The following is a 15,435-nucleotide window of genomic DNA, read 5'->3' as shown; positions in this document are numbered from 1 at the left end:
AGTCCGCTAGGCTTCGTATAGTTCCAGCGGCAAATCATCGGGGTCGGCGAAAAACATAAATCGCCGGCCTGTTAGTTCGTCGACACGTATGGGTTCGAAAGCTACTCCCTTCGCCGTAAGGTCGCATACGGCTTTCTCGATATCGTTCACAGCAAACGCGAGATGCCTCAGGCCCTGGGCCTCCGGGTACGATGGGCGTTGCGGCGCCTCCGGGAACGAAAACAGCTCGATCTGTCCACCATCCGGCAGTGCCAAATCCAGCTTCCAACTATCCCGCGCGTCTCGGTAGGTTTCCTGAATAATCTGCAGCCCAAGTGTTTCGGTATAGAAAGCCTTGGATTGTGCATAATCGCTGCAAATTACTGCAACGTGATGGATACCTTGCAGGCCCGGGATCACACGAATTGCTCTTGAATCAGCCGCTCTTCCAATCCGTGGCCAGGATCAAAGAGCAGGCGATGTTCGACACTGCTGTCTGACGTGATTTCAACCGACGTTACATCGCGAACCGACTGACCATCAGCATCTGCCATCACCGGACGCTTCTCTGGGCTAATGACCTCAATCCTGACCGTTGCCTCTTTCGGCAAAAGCGCCCCACGCCAGCGACGCGGCCGGTACGCGGCAACAGCCGTCAGCGCAAGAACATCGGACCCAATCGGCAGGATCGGCCCATGCGCACTATAGTTGTAGGCCGTTGAGCCAGCGGGTGTAGCAACCAGCGCGCCGTCACAAGACAACTCTCTCAGGCGCAGCTTGTTATCTACGTAGATCCGCAACTTGGCTGCTTGCGGCCCCTGACGCAGCAGCGAAACTTCGTTGATGGCCAACCGTTCGACCTCGACCTCATCCTTGGTGATTGCACGCATTTTCAGCGGATTGATGACCTCTTCCTCTGCGGCAGCAAGGCGAAACATAAGGTCATCTTCGCCATACTCGTTCATCAGAAATCCTACGGTGCCACGATTGAGACCATAGACCGGCTTATCCAGATGCTCTGTCCCATGCAGCGTCTCCAGCATGAAACCATCACCTCCCAGTGCCACGATGACATCGGCCTCTTCCAAGGGAACCGATGGATACCTCCCCTGAAACGCGATCAGCGCGCTCTGCGCGACCTCTGCATCGCTGGCCACGAACGCGATTTTCTGGTTTCCGCCCATGGCTTTGCTTCCTTCCCTGAGGGACCGTTTGCACCCCTGTTTCCCAAAGTCATCGCCTGCGCCCAAAGGAAAGGCAAGGATCGGATGCGAACACTTATTCCCTCGCTTTTCTGCAATCTGGACGGAATCGCCTTGTCCGAAGTCGATTTTTGAGTATTTCCGATAGGAAACGTCCCTTACAGAGCCTCCAAAAGGAGACACGTCATGAATGCCCCCCATCGCGAAGCCGCGTTTTTCACCCAGTCGGTTGCTGATACCGACCCGGAACTGGCTGCGGCCATTGATCAGGAACTCGGCCGTCAGCGCGACGAGATCGAACTGATCGCGTCGGAAAACATCGTGTCCAAGGCCGTGCTCGACGCACAGGGCTCGGTCATGACAAACAAATACGCCGAGGGCTATCCAGGTCGCCGTTATTACGGCGGATGCCAATATGTCGATGTCGCCGAAAACCTGGCCATTGAGCGTGCCAAGCAACTCTTTGGCGTGGAATACGCCAACGTACAGCCAAACTCGGGCTCGCAGGCCAACCAAGGTGTCTTTCAAGCACTGATCAAACCCGGCGACACCATCCTTGGCATGTCATTGGATGCAGGCGGTCACTTGACCCACGGTGCGGCGCCTAACCAATCCGGCAAATGGTTCAAGGCGGTCCAGTACGGCGTGTCAAAAGACACCAACCTGATCGACTATGACGAGGTCGCGCGTCTGGCCCAAGAGCATAAGCCAGCGATGATCATCGCAGGCGGATCGGCCATCCCACGCCATTTGGATTTCGCCAAGTTCCGCGAAATCGCAGACAGCGTCGGCGCATGGTTGCTCGCGGACGTTGCACACTTTGCCGGTCTGATCGCGGCAGGTGAATATCCCGATCCGTTCCCGCACGTCGACGTTGCAACGACAACTACGCACAAAACCCTACGCGGACCACGCGGCGGCATGATCCTGACCAACAACGAAGCGATCGCAAAAAAGGTCAACTCGGCCATCTTCCCTGGCATTCAGGGCGGACCGCTGATGCACGTGATCGCAGCCAAGGCTGTTGCGTTCGGTGAGGCTCTGCAACCGTCGTTCAAAACCTACCAAAAACAGGTCATCAAGAACGCTCAGGCACTGGCCGATCAGCTGGAAAAAGGCGGTTTGGCGACGGTCACGAACGGCACCGACACTCACGTCATGCTTGTCGACCTGCGCCCCAAGGGTGTGAAGGGCAACGCGACCGAGAAAGCATTGGGCCGCGCCCACATTACCTGCAACAAAAACGGCGTCCCGTTTGACCCGGAAAAACCAATGGTCACCTCGGGCATCCGTCTTGGGACACCGGCTGGCACCACCCGTGGCTTTGGCGAGGCCGAGTTCCGCCAAATCGCGGACTGGATCAATGAAGTCGTCGACGGCCTTGCCGCCAATGGTGAAGAAGGAAACGCGGCTGTCGAAGAAAAGGTCAAAGCAGAAGTCGCCGAAATGTGCGCGCGTTTCCCGCTTTATTCCTAATCAAAGCTGGTTCTGAGAGAATACCAAAGGCCGGGGTCCCTCCCCGGCCTTTTCTTTTGGAGATTACGCAGAGGCCCCGCTCGGAAGCGTGGCACGGATGCGGTCCAGTTCGCTTGCGATCATTCCGCCGATCACGTCGAAATCCTCTGCGTCCAGAAACGCGCAGCTTTCCTCGACCATCGCCGCATGTTCCGAAACCGTGGCGAAGCCCAGCAACCCTGCAGCGCCCTTCAAAGCATGGGCAGGCGCTTTGCAGTTCCCACGACTGGCAGCATCATCCGAATGTTTCATGACATCCGCCCAAAGAGATTCGGCATCCGTGACGAATTGCGCTGCCAATTCCTCGATCTCGGCACCTGACAGACTGGCTGCCAATCCCGCACTGATATCCTCTGACATCAGGTCCATGACAGGCACATGGGACCCTGCTTGCGGCGCGGACAGTGACAGCGAATGCACTTTCCGCCCTGTCATCAGGCTCGCGATTCCAAGGCGCAGATCGTCAAACGCAATCGGTTTGCTCAAGACATGCTCCACCCCGACTGCAATCGCGTCATCCGCAACCGTCTCCATCACATGCGCGGTCAGTAGTGAAATCGGCGGAACCTGATCGGGCGGATGCGCGTCGCGGATATGTCTGATCGCCTGAAGCCCGTCCATCACGGGCATCGCAACATCCATCAAGATCAGGTCAAAGGCACCGGGCCTGAACAGATCCACGGCCACCTGCCCGTTCTCTGCCAGCGTAGCGACGACGCCCATCTTCTTCAGGAACCGCATGAGCAGGGTCTGGTTGATCGTATTGTCCTCTGCCAAGAGGACCCGCGCGCCGCGGACAATATCTTCTGCATTGTCCACTTCGGCCGTCGTCGTTGGGTCGGACAAAGGCGCATGCGGTACCTCTTCAATCGGAATCTCGAACCAAAACGTCGAACCGACACCCAGTTCACTATCGACCCCAATGTGCCCGTTCGCGCCTTCGATGATGCGGCGGCTGATGGCCAATCCAAGGCCCGTTCCCTGTGCCTGATCGCTCAATTCGTTAGACACCTGCGAGAAGTCCTTGAAGAGATCATCCCGCTTATCAGCGGCGATCCCGACGCCAAAATCCTCGACCTCAACGCGCAGCCACGGCGCATCATCCACCTCGATCATCCGCGCCCTGACCGAGATCAAACCGTCGGTCGAATATCGAACCGCGTTGCTGACCAAGTTTGAGATGACCTGCCGGATGCGCGTTGCATCGCCATAAAACCGCTGCGGAACATCATCGCCAATTTCGACTTCTATCTCACGCTCGGTTTCATCCGCCGAATACCGCGCAAGCGCTGCAACGCCGGTAGCCAGCGACCTGATATCGACCTGTTCGGTTTTGAATTGGAACGCGCCCGCCTCCATTTTGGAGAAATCAAGCACGTCATTCACGATGGTTTTCAACGCGGTGCCGGACGTCTTGGCAAAGGATAGAAGTTCTTGTTTCTTAGGATCGCTCTCTTCCATGTGCAGAAGGTCGACGATCCCCATCAATCCCCCTAACGGGGTGCGGATTTCATGGCTCATCGTTGCGATGAACCGGGCCCGGACCTCAGAAGCCATCTGTGCTTTTTGCAGCGCGGCCTGAAGATCAGCGGTTCGTTCGCGCACGGTGTCTTCTAGGGCGGATTGATGTTCGCGCAGCGCTTCGTTTGCCTCGAACAAGGCACGGCTCTTTTCATCGAGAAGCTTTTCAGCCTCTGCACGCGCAGCAACCGCCCGGTTGTAGCGGCGGCGCGAAACGCCCTTGTCTTCGTCCGAACCCACCTGCCGTCCGTTACGCGGCCAGCGCGATCTGGAATGTCATGGAGTCGGACCGGCCCACCGTCGGCTGCGCCGTGATCTCGGCGGTCTGGCCAAAGTGGCCCACACAAGCTTCGATCAGGCCATGGCAGAATTCGGCTAGGGGCCTTGGTGAACTGTAGATCATCTCAAGATGGGCGTCGCTCACCTGCCGGGTGCGAAACGTCGGCAGCTCGGCATCCGGATAAAGTTTGCGCACTTCAACGTGGATTTCGTCTTCGATCGCGTTGAGCATTTCGAACGCGTTTTCCTTGCCAGCAAAGAATTCGGGATACCCGCGTTCAAAGAATTCCATCATCCAGTGACCAAACTTGCGTTGAAGCACTTCTGGGCTGGCGCCGGATTTTTCGCTGAACCCTTCAACGATCTTCATAAGTTCCGCGCAGGGATAGTTCCCAACCGCCGTGTACGCCCCGTCGTTTTCAAGATCGGCTGAATCCAGAACCTCATCAACCGCGTCTTCGCCAAATGCGGACTCAGCCATGTTTAGCAGTTCGACAAAAACCACTCCCTTCATCCGGTCACCCTCTCTCTTTTGCCTGCGATCGCGACCATCGTCGCCGATCCAGCTGCGTTTGCCACAGGCCCCACACCTCATGGCTATCATCGGCAACGCACTCCCGAAAGACCGGCCTTAGTTCAAAAGCCGTGGATCACACGCGCCCCACAGGTCAATCTTGCACGAGAAACCAGAGCAGCGCCAATACACCAATTGCGCAAACCACGTTTACCAAAATAGTAGCAGCAATGCTGAGCATCATACCCTTGCGCCGCTCGGCGGGGTCGATCCCTTCCAGATGCATCATCAATGCCGTCTTGGCGTGGTGAAATGGCTTGGGCTGGACCAACATCGCCATCTTTGGATGCTGCAAAGCGGTCTCGGCCTCGACCAGCACCCGCGCTTGTCCGCGCTCATAACGAGGCAACCAGCGGCCCAATTTCCGTACCTGATCGCGCAGCGTCCGTCCCTTGATGCCGTAGCGATCAGCGATTTCCGCCTGCAATTTGGTCAGTTCTTTCTGAAGCTCGGTCGGGTCCATGACCTGATCTAGCCGCGAAGCTCTGGCGATGTCACCCCTGATCCGCTAAGCCCATGCGCATGTTGGCCTTTCAGGAATTCGGCACAGGCGGCACGCCACTGATCATCGCGCATGGGCTTTTTGGCTCTGGCCGCAACTGGGGCGTCATCGCCAAACGGTTGGCCGAAAGCCGCCGCGTCATCACTGTTGATATGCGCAACCATGCAAGATCGTTCTGGGACCCGGATCACAGCTACGCCGCTCTGGCTGGTGACCTACAAGAGGTGATCGCCCGCTTCGGGACCGTCGACCTTTTGGGACACTCCATGGGGGGCAAGGCGGCAATGGTCGCCGCGCTGAACGGCGCGCCGATCCGCAAGCTGATCGTGGCCGACATCGCGCCTGTGGCCTACGGGCACACGCAACTGCCGCTGATCGAAGCGATGCAAGCGCTTGACCTGAGCGGCATTGAAAAGCGCAGCGACGCGGATGCTGCATTGGTCAGTCAGATACCTGACCCGACGACGCGCGCCTTCCTGCTCCAATCGCTTGACGTGAAGACCCGCACATGGCGACTGAATCTCGACATTCTCGCCGAACAAATGCCTGACATCATTGGATTTCCCGATATATCCGGCAGCTGCGAGGCACCTGCTCTGTTCCTCGCCGGCGCCACCTCTGACTACGTTCTTCCAGAGGCACGCCCAAGGATCAGAGAGCTGTTCCCGAACAGTCGGTTTGCCAAGATTCCGGGTGCGGGACACTGGCTGCACGCCGAGAAACCGCGGGAGTTTGAGGCGGCTGTTCGGGTCTTTTTGGATCAGGCGCAGTAACCCGTCATTAACCATAACCGCGCCACTCTGCGTGTATGACACCCATTGACCGCCCCCGCACATGGCGCTTTGCCAGCCACCTGCGCGACACAGACCTTAGCCTGACGCACCACATCGCCCTTCTGCGCGACTGTTATCGCGCTACGGCGACCGAGGGACCACTGACGACACGCGCTATGGTCGTCCTGCCTCAATCTATCCACGCCGTCTGGCAACTTCCTGCAACAGTGGAGCCTTTGCCCCGTTGGCAACGCTTCACCAAGACCTTGATGCGCCACCTCCCCCAACCCGTGGCCCTGCATCCCGCATGGGTCGCGCCCGTGATGTCCGAAGACATCCCCCGCACCGTGGCCGACATCCACGCGCAGCCGGTCGCGTGGCGTCTGGTAGAACAGGCCGAGGATTGGCCCTTTAGTTCTGTGCATCGGTTGGGAGTGGCAGCTTAGTTGCGAGAGGCGATTGCACCGCGCGAGCCGACCGGAAAGGGCTGCATAACGCCTCGATATTGCGCCGTTCTCCAAGAGAGAGAACGTGCGCTCTCTGTACAGACGCCGTGCGGTGCACTGACGGAAAATGTACGTTTTGCACGAAATATCCCATCCGTTTCCCCAAAACGGACATGCCCATGACGCTGACCATCCCCCGTCCCAAACGCGTTTCCACGACGCAGGCCCGCGATCAACTCAGTCACCTGATCAGCCACGTCCAGCACCCCGACGCCTATATCGTCCTGACCCGCCACGAACGTCCCGAGGCTGCGCTGGTCTCGATGGACATGCTCAAACGCATCTGGAGCCAGGAGGACATCGACGCGATCATCGACGGCAAGCGCGAGCCCGGTTTCTTTCGCTGAGGCCGCACGGGCTGCGACACGAACCGAGAGGCCGCCGAGGTGATCCAACGCACGCAAATGGACCGCCGTATGGAGCGTGAGGTTCTGAAACGTGCAGGCCTGCGACCGGTACCGGGCGGTGAGGTGGAGTGTGAGATCACAGAGAGCCGCGCGCGTTGGTGGCGGCGGCTGTGGCCCTGGGGGGCTTGGTTAGGATTTGGTTAAGTGCCCGCCCGATAGGGTAAGGCCATGCCGCGCTATGTGAGAGCCCATGCGCCGGGTGGGACGTTTTTCTTTACGGTGAACTTGGCGGATCGGTCGTCAGGGATGCTCGTGGACCGGGTTGCGGATTTGCGAGCTGCGGTGGCAGAGGTGCAAAGGCGGCGGCCGTTTCGAATTGAGGCGATGGTGGTGCTGCCGGATCATTTGCACGCAGTTTGGACATTGCCAGATGGCGACGCAGATTTTTCAACACGCTGGGGTGCGATTAAGGCGGGTTTTTCCCGCCGCTGCCGCAGGGCGGGATTTATCCCGCCTGCCCCGGTTGGCGCATTGTACGGCGGGGTGAACCCCGCCCTACGCCGGAAGGGCGAGGTGGGGTCTTGGCAACCCCGATTTTGGGAGCATTTGATCCGAAACGAGGCCGATTATTGGCATCACATGCGGTATTGCGCGTGGAATCCAGTGAAGCATGGATATGTGAGCGCGCCCGATGAGTGGCCGCATTCGTCGGTGAGTCGCGATGCCAGACGTGATGCAGAGTGATTGGAGTGGGATCGGCGTCTTTCATAGCTCGGCAATTTCTCTTTTGGCATCGTGCTTCTAGCACCGAGGTAGACAATCAGCTTTCATCCGCTTCAATCACCTTAAGTCTATATGAAGTGGCCCTACCCCTCTTTCCCGGAATTCTTTCAATGATTTCGGAACCCATCATACGTTCAAAAACTCGCTTAATTTTGTTTTCACTACCCTCCCTACAAATCTCCCTCGCTTTCGAGTTATTTATTTCTCCATGTTCAACAAGGTATTTACTAATAATCTCCTCCGGCGATGCGAGCAGTTCATGAAACAAAGTAACTGTAACTCCAGCCTCAGACTCTGCAATAACGGGGTCGCGAAGCTTTAGTTCACGCATTTTCTCAAAGGTAGTATTCAACCCTTCTCCGATGTCTTTGTTTGGGGCGTTCGGAAATTTATTGGCGATCCTAACCATCTTTGGATTTCGGGCAAATCTCTCCTTCAAAATATTCTGTGGAGTAACGTACCCAGGCAACTTACCGGGGCTAAATATTTCGATTCTGTTGTCAAAAATCCGAATGTGCACTTCATCCTTTGCGCTATAATCTCGATGCAATACGGCATTGGTTAACACTTCGTGAATTGCCTCTTCGGGGTAAACAACCGACTCAAGACCAACCGCACCGATTTTCGGGATATCTTGGACAGCTTCCTTGGTGGTTTTTACCGCCTCCGAAATCATCGACACAAGTGGTCCATCGATGGTCTTGGGATCAAATGCAAGCGTGTCACGTGTTCCCTCAGGGGCAGCCGTTTTATATCTATAAATCTTGACCGCAGCTTTAGGAAACTCGATTTGCGGCTCCTCGCCGAAGAGCATGTATGCGGCAACATTAGCTCGGCCGCCGGAAATGAGCTTTTGCTTCTTAAGCCATTCAATTGGCTCAGGCTCAGTTGGCAAACTGAGAGAGAATTCTAGGATTGCAAGGGAGTTTACTACATCCTCTATCGAGTCATTGACCAACTCATCTTCAAACGAGTGCACTCCCTTCGTGTACTTGAGACGCATAATTGCATCTGAACCAGCGACCTTCCTATTTTGCGCTCCAAACCGTGTGTAGGCATTCCCGTTGGTGGCAAATTTAACATCTGGAGTTCGAAATATCTCCAATTTTAGCACATACCCATGTTGACCTTCACCGGTCAGGAATGACGCATGCAGATAGTCCTGAACAGGGAACATGTCAAAAATTACACTCGTAAGGCCATTCGCCTCCTCCTGCTTTTCAAATCCCTTCCAGGCTTTATCATCTTCAATGCCAATATAGAGCTCACCGCCATCTGTGTTTGCAAAAGCTGATATTGCCTGGGACAGTTTTGCAGGCTGTATTCTCGCAGATTTCAAATCCATTCTTTGTCCTTCATCCAGAGCACACAAGGCTTTGACTTCGTCACTGTTAAGGTGTCCCGACGAAAAGGTGGTCATAAAGTTCCTCATTTAACATTGTGCAACGGATGCTTAAATCTGCACGCTTACCGGGAGTTTAATCAGATGTTGGGTGAATAAAAGCGATTTGCTTCTCTAAATGGCTCTTGGGACCAGCGCCCGACCCTGGGTGGGCGTGAAGCGCCCTCCCGGGGGGAGGGTCGGGCGCTGCCCGGTGGTTCCCACCGGGCGGGTTTGGTGATTGGGAGTGTGATTTGGAAGGGTTGGGTGGTTTGAGGCCCCGGATCGGGTCCGGGGCTGCGGGTGGTATGGCTGCAGCGTTGCGCTCTCTTCTGCACCGGGTCGGGCCGCAGACTTTTGTTCCAAAAGTCGCTTTCCCCGACGGGCGACAGTACTCTTTTCTGCACCGAGTGCGCCCGCAGACTTTCTTGCAGAAAGTCGCTTTCGCGCACCGCTTTCATAAGTGCGCGCGGGATGGACGGCTTTAGCCGTCCATCTTAAGCGCACTTATGAAAGCTTCCTGCGGTATGTCGACTTTCCCAAACTGGCGCATCTTCTTCTTACCGGCCTTCTGCTTTTCCAGCAGCTTCTTCTTACGCGTCGCGTCGCCGCCGTAGCATTTGGCAGTCACGTCTTTGCGGAGTGCCGACAGTGTCTCGCGCGCGATGACCTTGCCGCCGATGGCCGCCTGGATCGGGATTTTGAACATGTGTCGGGGGATGAGGTCTTTGAGCTTTTCGCACATGGCGCGGCCGCGTTGTTCGGCGCGGTCGCGGTGGACCATCATCGACAGCGCGTCGACCGGTTCCTCGTTCACGAGAACGGACATCTTGACGAGGTTGTCCTGACGGTAGCCCTCCATCTGATAGTCAAAGGACGCGTAGCCCTTGGTCACCGATTTCAGGCGGTCGTAGAAGTCAAAGACGACCTCGTTCAGGGGCAGGTCATAGACTGCCATAGCGCGGGAGCCGGCATAGGTCAGGTCGAGTTGGATGCCACGGCGGTCCTGGCAGAGCTTGAGCACGTCGCCCAGATAGTCGTCAGGCACAAGGATCGTCGCCTTGATCCGGGGTTCTTCAATATGGTCGACCAGCGTGACGTCGGGCATGTCGGCGGGGTTGTGCAGGTCGATCTGCGTGCCGTCCTTCATGTAGACGTGGTAGATCACCGACGGCGCGGTGGTGATCAATTCGATGTTATATTCGCGTTCGATGCGATCGCGGATCACTTCAAGGTGCAAAAGCCCGAGGAAGCCGCAGCGGAAGCCAAAGCCGAGGGCGGCGGAGGTTTCCATCTCGAAGCTGAAGCTCGCATCGTTGAGCGCGAGTTTCTCAATCGCGTCGCGCAGGTCCTCGAACTCGGCACTATCCACTGGGAAGAGGCCACAGAACACCACCGGTTGCGCAGGCTTAAAGCCCGGCAGCGGCTCAACTTCGTTGCGCTGGTGGGTGATGGTGTCACCCACGCGAGTGTCGCGGACCTGTTTGATCGACGCGGTGAGGAAACCGATTTCGCCGGGGCCGAGGCTGTCGACGTTCTCCATCTCGGGACGGAACACGCCGATGCGATCCACATGGTGGATCGAGTCATTCGACATGAACTTGACCTTTTCGCCCTTTTTCAGACGACCGTCGATCACGCGGATCAGGACGATGACACCAAGATAGGCGTCGTACCAACTGTCCACCAGCATCGCCTTCAACGGCGCATCTTCGTTGCCGTCGGGCGCGGGCAATCGCTGCACGATGGCCTCAAGTGTCTCTGGGATGCCGATGCCAGATTTGGCCGACACGAGCAAAGCATCGGTGGCGTCGATGCCGATCACATCCTCGATCTGTTCAGCCACGCGCTCGGGTTCCGAGGCTGGCAGGTCGATCTTGTTCAGGACCGGGACAATCTCATGGTCTGCGTCGATGGCCTGATAAACGTTGGCCAGCGTCTGTGCTTCGACCCCTTGGGTGCTATCGACGACCAACAGCGACCCTTCGACCGCGCGCATCGACCGAGACACCTCATAGGCAAAGTCCACGTGTCCTGGGGTGTCGATCAGGTTGAGAACATAGTCCTGACCATCAGCGGCTTTGTAATCAATGCGCACCGTGTTCGCCTTGATCGTGATCCCGCGCTCGCGTTCGATATCCATGCTGTCGAGCAGCTGCTCCTTCATGTCCCGGTCCGCCACGGTGTTCGTGGACTGGATCAGGCGGTCAGCCAGCGTCGATTTCCCGTGGTCGATGTGGGCCACGATCGAGAAATTGCGGATGTTTGAAAGCGGTGTCATGGACCGGATATGCTGCAGGTTGGGGTCCCGGTCAAGGTCGTGCGGCTGCGTTGAAAATGCACAGTGTCGACAGGCGTCTTTTGTGCGTCTCACACCCCACAATCAGTCGGCCAAAAGAGGTCTTGGAGACCCGGTGTTTGCTGCGTTCCGCTGAGGTCTAGATCAGCCCCACGAGCGGCGCTTGTGCAGCCTTGCGCTCAGCACGGATCAATCGCGTCTGGCCCAGAAACAGCAGCCACCCAAAGAAACAATCCCCCAAACAGGGGTGCGGCTTTCCTTACTGGTGAGATAGCAATTCCCCACACAATCTAAGACCATTCAGAAGCACGATTAAATGGAATTGCGACCATGACGACCCTTTACGAAAACAAGGAATACCAACGCAGCCTAAAGCAGCTTCGCGCCGCCGAGAAACACGAGCGTGAAGTCAAAGCCAAATGGGACTCCGATTATTACCGCGACCTCGACAAGAGTGGTATTCTCGCAGACCAACATTCCACCCGCGACAACAAACGCCTTGAACTTGAAGAGGCTGCGCGCCGGACCAAGGACTGGGCGGATCGTGTCCGCGCCATCCAAGAGGCCAAAGCCGCAGCACATTAGGCAGCGCTCAAACAGTTCCAAACAAACCTGTGCGGGAGCATGTGGCTTCCCGCACGCACCATTTTCTGAGGAGTTCCAACAACATGACCCCATTCCGCGCCCGCGTCACAGGCTGGAGTCTGGCCGAGACGCATCCCGCAACGTTGATGATTGACGTCGAAACTGCCACCCCGGCCATAAAAGCCAGCGTCGATCAGATTATCTTGCGTGGCAGTGAACTGCATGTCCGGATCAACACGCGGGACGCCAATCCCGGCGGCGTAAGCGCGCAGGTGCTGACCACACAGAAGCTTGCCGCGCCAATTCCGGATGAAGCGATCCAAAACCAGTATCTTGTCCATATTTTCGTGGATGGAAGCCCGGAGAAGATCTTGAATTTGTCCTAATCTCATTTCGGACGCATGGGATTGGGTCAGGGTTTCCCGACTTTTCCCAGTTGACAATTCTCGCAACTCTTTTGGCGTTGCTTGTTTCAGCACTCATTCAAATCAAAAACCTTAAACACAGGAGGGCCAATTCATGGGCCGCACAGCAGATCAACAATCCGCCGTCAACGCGATGAACGCAGCTGATGAGGAAATCAAACGCGCCTACGAGATGGAAAATGCCGCCACGACTGCGGATGCGCGCCGTCAGGCCGCGCAAATGCGCCAAGAGGCCGAGCAGCGCAAACGTGACGCGGTCAGAGCCGCGCAAGAGGCGACCAAGCGCGCCAATTCCTGATCGCGGATCGGCCCCCGGTGCGCTCGCGCGCCGGGGGGCAATCGAAGGAGGTAATTCGATGACTTTGACTGTAACATCCGTGACCCCAGAGGGTCGCAGCCTGATTATTTCAGGGACCCTACCTCATGTGGGCATCGCCCTGCGCGGCCCGCATATCTCGACAAACGGGAACCAGATCAGCGTTGGGTATTACACCGACGACAGCGGATCATCCGGAGGAATGACGGCCATGATGCTGAAACAAGTCCGCGAAACCGTGTCGCTAGACGCCATGCCGGCGGGCACCTGTTCTTACACCATCACATGCAATGACGCTGCCGTGGCCGGCGGCTCCTTCATTCTCGCCTAGACCATGCCGCGCCTGTCTGAACCAACCATTACCACCCAACGCGCGGAGGGCCGCGATTACCTAATGATCAAAGGGATGCTGTCGCGGTCGCATTACTTCAAGGATCACGCATTCCGTTGGCTTGATCCGCAAACGCTCCGCGTCGATTTAAGCACAGCGCAATGGCGGCCGGACTTTGACCCACCCGAAATGCGCACCATGGAGAACAGCGCGCCCAGCCGCGGCACGGGCGTCGACCCCGACTTTCTGCAACCCCGCCGTCCCGAGCCTGTGAACAGAGCGCCTCTCATGCCGCGGGAAATCCGCATTGATCTGGGGCCTGCTGTGGCACGCACAGTGTCGGTCAACGTCTATCTTGATGGCCAGATCGAATACAAAGGACGTGTGGATCTCGGGTAGCCCCATCACGGCCAATTGTCCGCCTAAAGGCAGGTGTGCGACCGCGCGCCAATTGCCAAGGCTGCCTTGCCGTGGCACGATATGAGGAACCGGCATAAGACCGGACGGATGGCAGAGCAGAGGCCGGAACATGCGAGTAATACTGATGATTGTCGCGGCAGCGGCATTGGCGGGCTGTGGTGGCGGTGACCGGGGCGGATCAAGCGCGCGTCTTGCCTATTACGCCGAAGGACCGATCAAAGATGCCTGCCTTGCAGCGGGTCGCAAAGCTGCGTCACGGCAACTTTGCGGGTGTGTTCAGGCCGTTGCCAATCGAGAACTCAGCAGCCGCGACCGGGCGCGCGCCGTTGGCTTTTTCGCCGATCCTCAAAGAGCACAAGATGCCCGCACCGCAGATGGCCCGGCCGCCGACGCGTTTTGGGACCGCTACAAGGCCTTTGCACGCACGGCTGAGCGGTCGTGCCGCGGGTAGGCGCGCGCCGGATTTGAGTATTTTTGAAACATAGAAGGACCTGAGTCAGCCCTGAATGGTCTGGCGCAGCCCGGTGATGGCGTCGTCAATAATGTCGAGCGCCTCGTCAAAATCGCGGGTGAAATACGGGTCAGGGACGTGATCGGCGCTGCTGCCATAGTCGGTCAGTTTTACAACCGGTGTCTCTGACCCAGTCGGGCGCAGTGCCTCAATATTGGCGATGTTTTCGTCATCCATCCCGATGATCAGATCAAAATCATGGAAATCAGCATGACCGAATTGCCGGGCGCGGAGGCCTGACATGTCGATACCCCTCGCGCGGGCGGCATCCTGCATCGGTCCATAAGGTGGTTTGCCAATATGCCAATTCCCGGTCCCGGCACTGTCACACGCCAGCCCTTGATTGCGGGCGATGGCTTCGGCGGTTGGGGACCGGCAGATGTTGCCGAGACAGACAAAGAGGATGCGCATGGCCTCTACCTGCCATAGCCTGCGCCCATGAGCCAGATCGTGATCCTGACCGGCGCAGGAATTTCCGCCGAAAGCGGGCTGAACACCTTTCGCGGTGGTGGAGGCCTTTGGGAGAACCACCGAGTTGAGGATGTGGCAACGCCAGAGGCGTTCGCGCGCAACCCGGCGCTGGTTCAGCGGTTCTACAACGAGCGCCGCGCAGGAGCGGCAAAAGCGCAACCGAATGCCGCGCATATTGCTTTGACTGATTTGGGTCACGCCTTTGGCGATGACTTGCTGCTCGTGACACAGAACGTGGATAGCCTGCACGAGGCGGGCGGCAGCCGGGCGGTGGTGCATATGCATGGTCAGTTGGATCAGGCGCTGTGTGCCTCCTGCGGGCACAGGTGGCCGTCACCCACAGAGTTAGAAGTTGGGCATGCCTGCCCATCCTGCGGGGCGCCGAGCGCACGCCCTGACATCGTCTGGTTTGGAGAAATCCCGTATCACATGGACCGAATCCTGGAGGCGCTGTCACAGGCCGAGGTTTTTGCCGCCATTGGAACATCTGGTCAGGTCTATCCCGCTGCCGGGTTTGGAGAGTTTGCGCAGCAGGCCGGAGCGGAATGTCACGAATTGACGCTGGAGCCGTCCGGCAACCCGATTTTTGATCGGGTGATCGCGGGGCCTGCGACGCACACCGTGCCGCTATGGGTGGCCGAGATCAAAGAGCGGTTTGCAACAAAAGGGCGCGCCGGACCGGGATCCGACGCGCCATTTCCGTCCTAAGGACAGG

General features: G+C 57.5%; 20 protein-coding genes. 12 read left to right on the top strand and 8 right to left on the bottom strand.

The annotated features are described in order from the left end of the window. Positions 1-6 precede the first annotated feature (6 nt). Positions 7-399, bottom strand: coding sequence for an SMU1112c/YaeR family gloxylase I-like metalloprotein (gene gloA2, locus FE702_RS16455; RefSeq protein WP_147127400.1), 393 nt, complete (start codon positions 397-399; stop codon positions 7-9). Beyond that, positions 396-1,163, bottom strand: coding sequence for an NAD kinase (locus FE702_RS16450; protein ID WP_147127399.1), 768 nt, complete (start codon positions 1,161-1,163; stop codon positions 396-398). The genes gloA2 and FE702_RS16450 overlap by 4 nt, the downstream gene beginning before the upstream one ends. A 204-nt stretch (positions 1,164-1,367) precedes the next feature. Here FE702_RS16450 and glyA point away from each other — a divergent pair, with 204 nt between their 5' ends. Next, positions 1,368-2,657 (top strand): serine hydroxymethyltransferase, encoded by a 1,290-nt coding sequence (glyA, locus tag FE702_RS16445; protein WP_147127398.1) that lies wholly within the window; start codon positions 1,368-1,370, stop codon positions 2,655-2,657. A gap of 63 nt (positions 2,658-2,720) precedes the next feature. On the opposite strand, the gene FE702_RS16440 is transcribed toward glyA, so the two are convergent. The 3 genes from FE702_RS16440 to FE702_RS16430 all read right to left on the bottom strand — a co-directional run bounded on the left by FE702_RS16440 (position 2,721) and on the right by FE702_RS16430 (position 5,533). Further along, entirely contained in the window at positions 2,721-4,457 is a 1,737-nt protein-coding gene (locus FE702_RS16440) for an ATP-binding protein (protein ID WP_147127397.1), read from the bottom strand. Between the two features lie 10 nt (positions 4,458-4,467). Beyond that, positions 4,468-5,010 (bottom strand): heme NO-binding domain-containing protein, encoded by a 543-nt coding sequence (locus FE702_RS16435; RefSeq protein WP_147127396.1) that lies wholly within the window; start codon positions 5,008-5,010, stop codon positions 4,468-4,470. 154 nt (positions 5,011-5,164) lie between these two features. Further along, positions 5,165-5,533: a hypothetical protein gene (locus FE702_RS16430; protein ID WP_147127395.1), complete on the bottom strand. Its 369-nt coding sequence runs from the start codon at positions 5,531-5,533 to the stop codon at positions 5,165-5,167. Positions 5,534-5,592: 59 nt separating this feature from the next. On the opposite strand from FE702_RS16430, the gene FE702_RS16425 reads away from it, so the two are divergent. The 4 genes from FE702_RS16425 (at position 5,593) to FE702_RS16410 (ending at position 7,942) form a co-directional block, all read left to right on the top strand. Beyond that, positions 5,593-6,345, top strand: coding sequence for an alpha/beta fold hydrolase (locus FE702_RS16425; RefSeq protein WP_147127394.1), 753 nt, complete (start codon positions 5,593-5,595; stop codon positions 6,343-6,345). 35 nt (positions 6,346-6,380) lie between these two features. Beyond that, positions 6,381-6,791: a hypothetical protein gene (locus tag FE702_RS16420; protein ID WP_147127393.1), complete on the top strand. Its 411-nt coding sequence runs from the start codon at positions 6,381-6,383 to the stop codon at positions 6,789-6,791. Between the two features lie 179 nt (positions 6,792-6,970). Beyond that, positions 6,971-7,198, top strand: a complete 228-nt coding sequence (locus FE702_RS16415; RefSeq protein WP_186827128.1) for a type II toxin-antitoxin system prevent-host-death family antitoxin — start codon at positions 6,971-6,973, stop codon at positions 7,196-7,198. A gap of 228 nt (positions 7,199-7,426) precedes the next feature. Beyond that, complete coding sequence (locus FE702_RS16410; RefSeq protein ID WP_147127391.1) at positions 7,427-7,942, top strand: REP-associated tyrosine transposase; 516 nt, start codon at positions 7,427-7,429, stop codon at positions 7,940-7,942. Between the two features lie 76 nt (positions 7,943-8,018). Here the strand turns inward: FE702_RS16410 and FE702_RS16405 are convergent, their stop codons facing one another. Both FE702_RS16405 and lepA read right to left on the bottom strand, forming a co-directional pair. Continuing rightward, positions 8,019-9,326, bottom strand: a complete 1,308-nt coding sequence (locus FE702_RS16405; RefSeq protein WP_186827127.1) for an RNA/DNA-binding domain-containing protein — start codon at positions 9,324-9,326, stop codon at positions 8,019-8,021. Positions 9,327-9,846: 520 nt separating this feature from the next. Then, entirely contained in the window at positions 9,847-11,643 is a 1,797-nt protein-coding gene (lepA, locus tag FE702_RS16400; protein WP_147127389.1) for a translation elongation factor 4, read from the bottom strand. 348 nt (positions 11,644-11,991) lie between these two features. Between lepA and FE702_RS16395 the strand changes: the two genes are divergently transcribed. From FE702_RS16395 to FE702_RS16370, 6 genes are all read left to right on the top strand, one after another. Beyond that, a complete protein-coding gene (locus tag FE702_RS16395; RefSeq protein ID WP_147127388.1) occupies positions 11,992-12,246 on the top strand; it encodes a hypothetical protein in 255 nt (84 codons plus the stop codon). Between the two features lie 83 nt (positions 12,247-12,329). Beyond that, on the top strand, positions 12,330-12,632 hold the full coding sequence (locus FE702_RS16390; RefSeq protein ID WP_147127387.1) for a hypothetical protein: 303 nt from the start codon (positions 12,330-12,332) through the stop codon (positions 12,630-12,632). A 133-nt stretch (positions 12,633-12,765) separates the two neighbouring features. Then, positions 12,766-12,969 (top strand): hypothetical protein, encoded by a 204-nt coding sequence (locus tag FE702_RS16385; RefSeq protein ID WP_147127386.1) that lies wholly within the window; start codon positions 12,766-12,768, stop codon positions 12,967-12,969. 58 nt (positions 12,970-13,027) lie between these two features. Next, the gene (locus FE702_RS16380; RefSeq protein ID WP_147127385.1) at positions 13,028-13,318 is read left to right on the top strand and encodes a hypothetical protein; all 291 of its coding nucleotides are present in this window, start codon (positions 13,028-13,030) and stop codon (positions 13,316-13,318) included. Positions 13,319-13,321: 3 nt separating this feature from the next. Continuing rightward, positions 13,322-13,717: a hypothetical protein gene (locus FE702_RS16375; protein ID WP_147127384.1), complete on the top strand. Its 396-nt coding sequence runs from the start codon at positions 13,322-13,324 to the stop codon at positions 13,715-13,717. Between the two features lie 130 nt (positions 13,718-13,847). Then, positions 13,848-14,189, top strand: a complete 342-nt coding sequence (locus tag FE702_RS16370) for a hypothetical protein (protein ID WP_147127383.1) — start codon at positions 13,848-13,850, stop codon at positions 14,187-14,189. Between the two features lie 45 nt (positions 14,190-14,234). On the opposite strand, the gene FE702_RS16365 is transcribed toward FE702_RS16370, so the two are convergent. Further along, on the bottom strand, positions 14,235-14,660 hold the full coding sequence (locus FE702_RS16365) for a low molecular weight protein-tyrosine-phosphatase (RefSeq protein ID WP_147127382.1): 426 nt from the start codon (positions 14,658-14,660) through the stop codon (positions 14,235-14,237). Between the two features lie 27 nt (positions 14,661-14,687). Between FE702_RS16365 and FE702_RS16360 the strand changes: the two genes are divergently transcribed. Further along, positions 14,688-15,428, top strand: a complete 741-nt coding sequence (locus FE702_RS16360; protein ID WP_147127381.1) for an NAD-dependent deacylase — start codon at positions 14,688-14,690, stop codon at positions 15,426-15,428. Positions 15,429-15,435: the final 7 nt, after the last annotated feature.

This window comes from Shimia ponticola, assembly GCF_007995215.1.
Taxonomy (GTDB): Bacteria; Pseudomonadota; Alphaproteobacteria; order Rhodobacterales; family Rhodobacteraceae; genus Shimia_B; species Shimia_B ponticola.
Note: the sequence above shows the minus strand (reverse complement) of the source record. Positions and strands in the feature narration are given on the sequence as shown.

Excerpts from the sequence above, each read along its gene's own strand:
- FE702_RS16450 (WP_147127399.1), bottom strand. The coding sequence starts at position 1,163 with ATGGGCGGAAACCAGAAAATCGCGTTCGTGGCCAGCGATGCAGAGGTC.
- glyA (WP_147127398.1), top strand. The coding sequence starts at position 1,368 with ATGAATGCCCCCCATCGCGAAGCCGCGTTTTTCACCCAGTCGGTTGCT.
- FE702_RS16435 (WP_147127396.1), bottom strand. The coding sequence starts at position 5,010 with ATGAAGGGAGTGGTTTTTGTCGAACTGCTAAACATGGCTGAGTCCGCA.
- FE702_RS16430 (WP_147127395.1), bottom strand. The coding sequence starts at position 5,533 with ATGGACCCGACCGAGCTTCAGAAAGAACTGACCAAATTGCAGGCGGAA.
- FE702_RS16425 (WP_147127394.1), top strand. The coding sequence starts at position 5,593 with ATGTTGGCCTTTCAGGAATTCGGCACAGGCGGCACGCCACTGATCATC.
- FE702_RS16420 (WP_147127393.1), top strand. The coding sequence starts at position 6,381 with ATGACACCCATTGACCGCCCCCGCACATGGCGCTTTGCCAGCCACCTG.
- FE702_RS16415 (WP_186827128.1), top strand. The coding sequence starts at position 6,971 with ATGACGCTGACCATCCCCCGTCCCAAACGCGTTTCCACGACGCAGGCC.
- FE702_RS16410 (WP_147127391.1), top strand. The coding sequence starts at position 7,427 with ATGCCGCGCTATGTGAGAGCCCATGCGCCGGGTGGGACGTTTTTCTTT.
- FE702_RS16405 (WP_186827127.1), bottom strand. The coding sequence starts at position 9,326 with ATGGATTTGAAATCTGCGAGAATACAGCCTGCAAAACTGTCCCAGGCA.
- lepA (WP_147127389.1), bottom strand. The coding sequence starts at position 11,643 with ATGACACCGCTTTCAAACATCCGCAATTTCTCGATCGTGGCCCACATC.
- FE702_RS16395 (WP_147127388.1), top strand. The coding sequence starts at position 11,992 with ATGACGACCCTTTACGAAAACAAGGAATACCAACGCAGCCTAAAGCAG.
- FE702_RS16390 (WP_147127387.1), top strand. The coding sequence starts at position 12,330 with ATGACCCCATTCCGCGCCCGCGTCACAGGCTGGAGTCTGGCCGAGACG.
- FE702_RS16385 (WP_147127386.1), top strand. The coding sequence starts at position 12,766 with ATGGGCCGCACAGCAGATCAACAATCCGCCGTCAACGCGATGAACGCA.
- FE702_RS16380 (WP_147127385.1), top strand. The coding sequence starts at position 13,028 with ATGACTTTGACTGTAACATCCGTGACCCCAGAGGGTCGCAGCCTGATT.
- FE702_RS16375 (WP_147127384.1), top strand. The coding sequence starts at position 13,322 with ATGCCGCGCCTGTCTGAACCAACCATTACCACCCAACGCGCGGAGGGC.
- FE702_RS16370 (WP_147127383.1), top strand. The coding sequence starts at position 13,848 with ATGCGAGTAATACTGATGATTGTCGCGGCAGCGGCATTGGCGGGCTGT.
- FE702_RS16365 (WP_147127382.1), bottom strand. The coding sequence starts at position 14,660 with ATGCGCATCCTCTTTGTCTGTCTCGGCAACATCTGCCGGTCCCCAACC.
- FE702_RS16360 (WP_147127381.1), top strand. The coding sequence starts at position 14,688 with ATGAGCCAGATCGTGATCCTGACCGGCGCAGGAATTTCCGCCGAAAGC.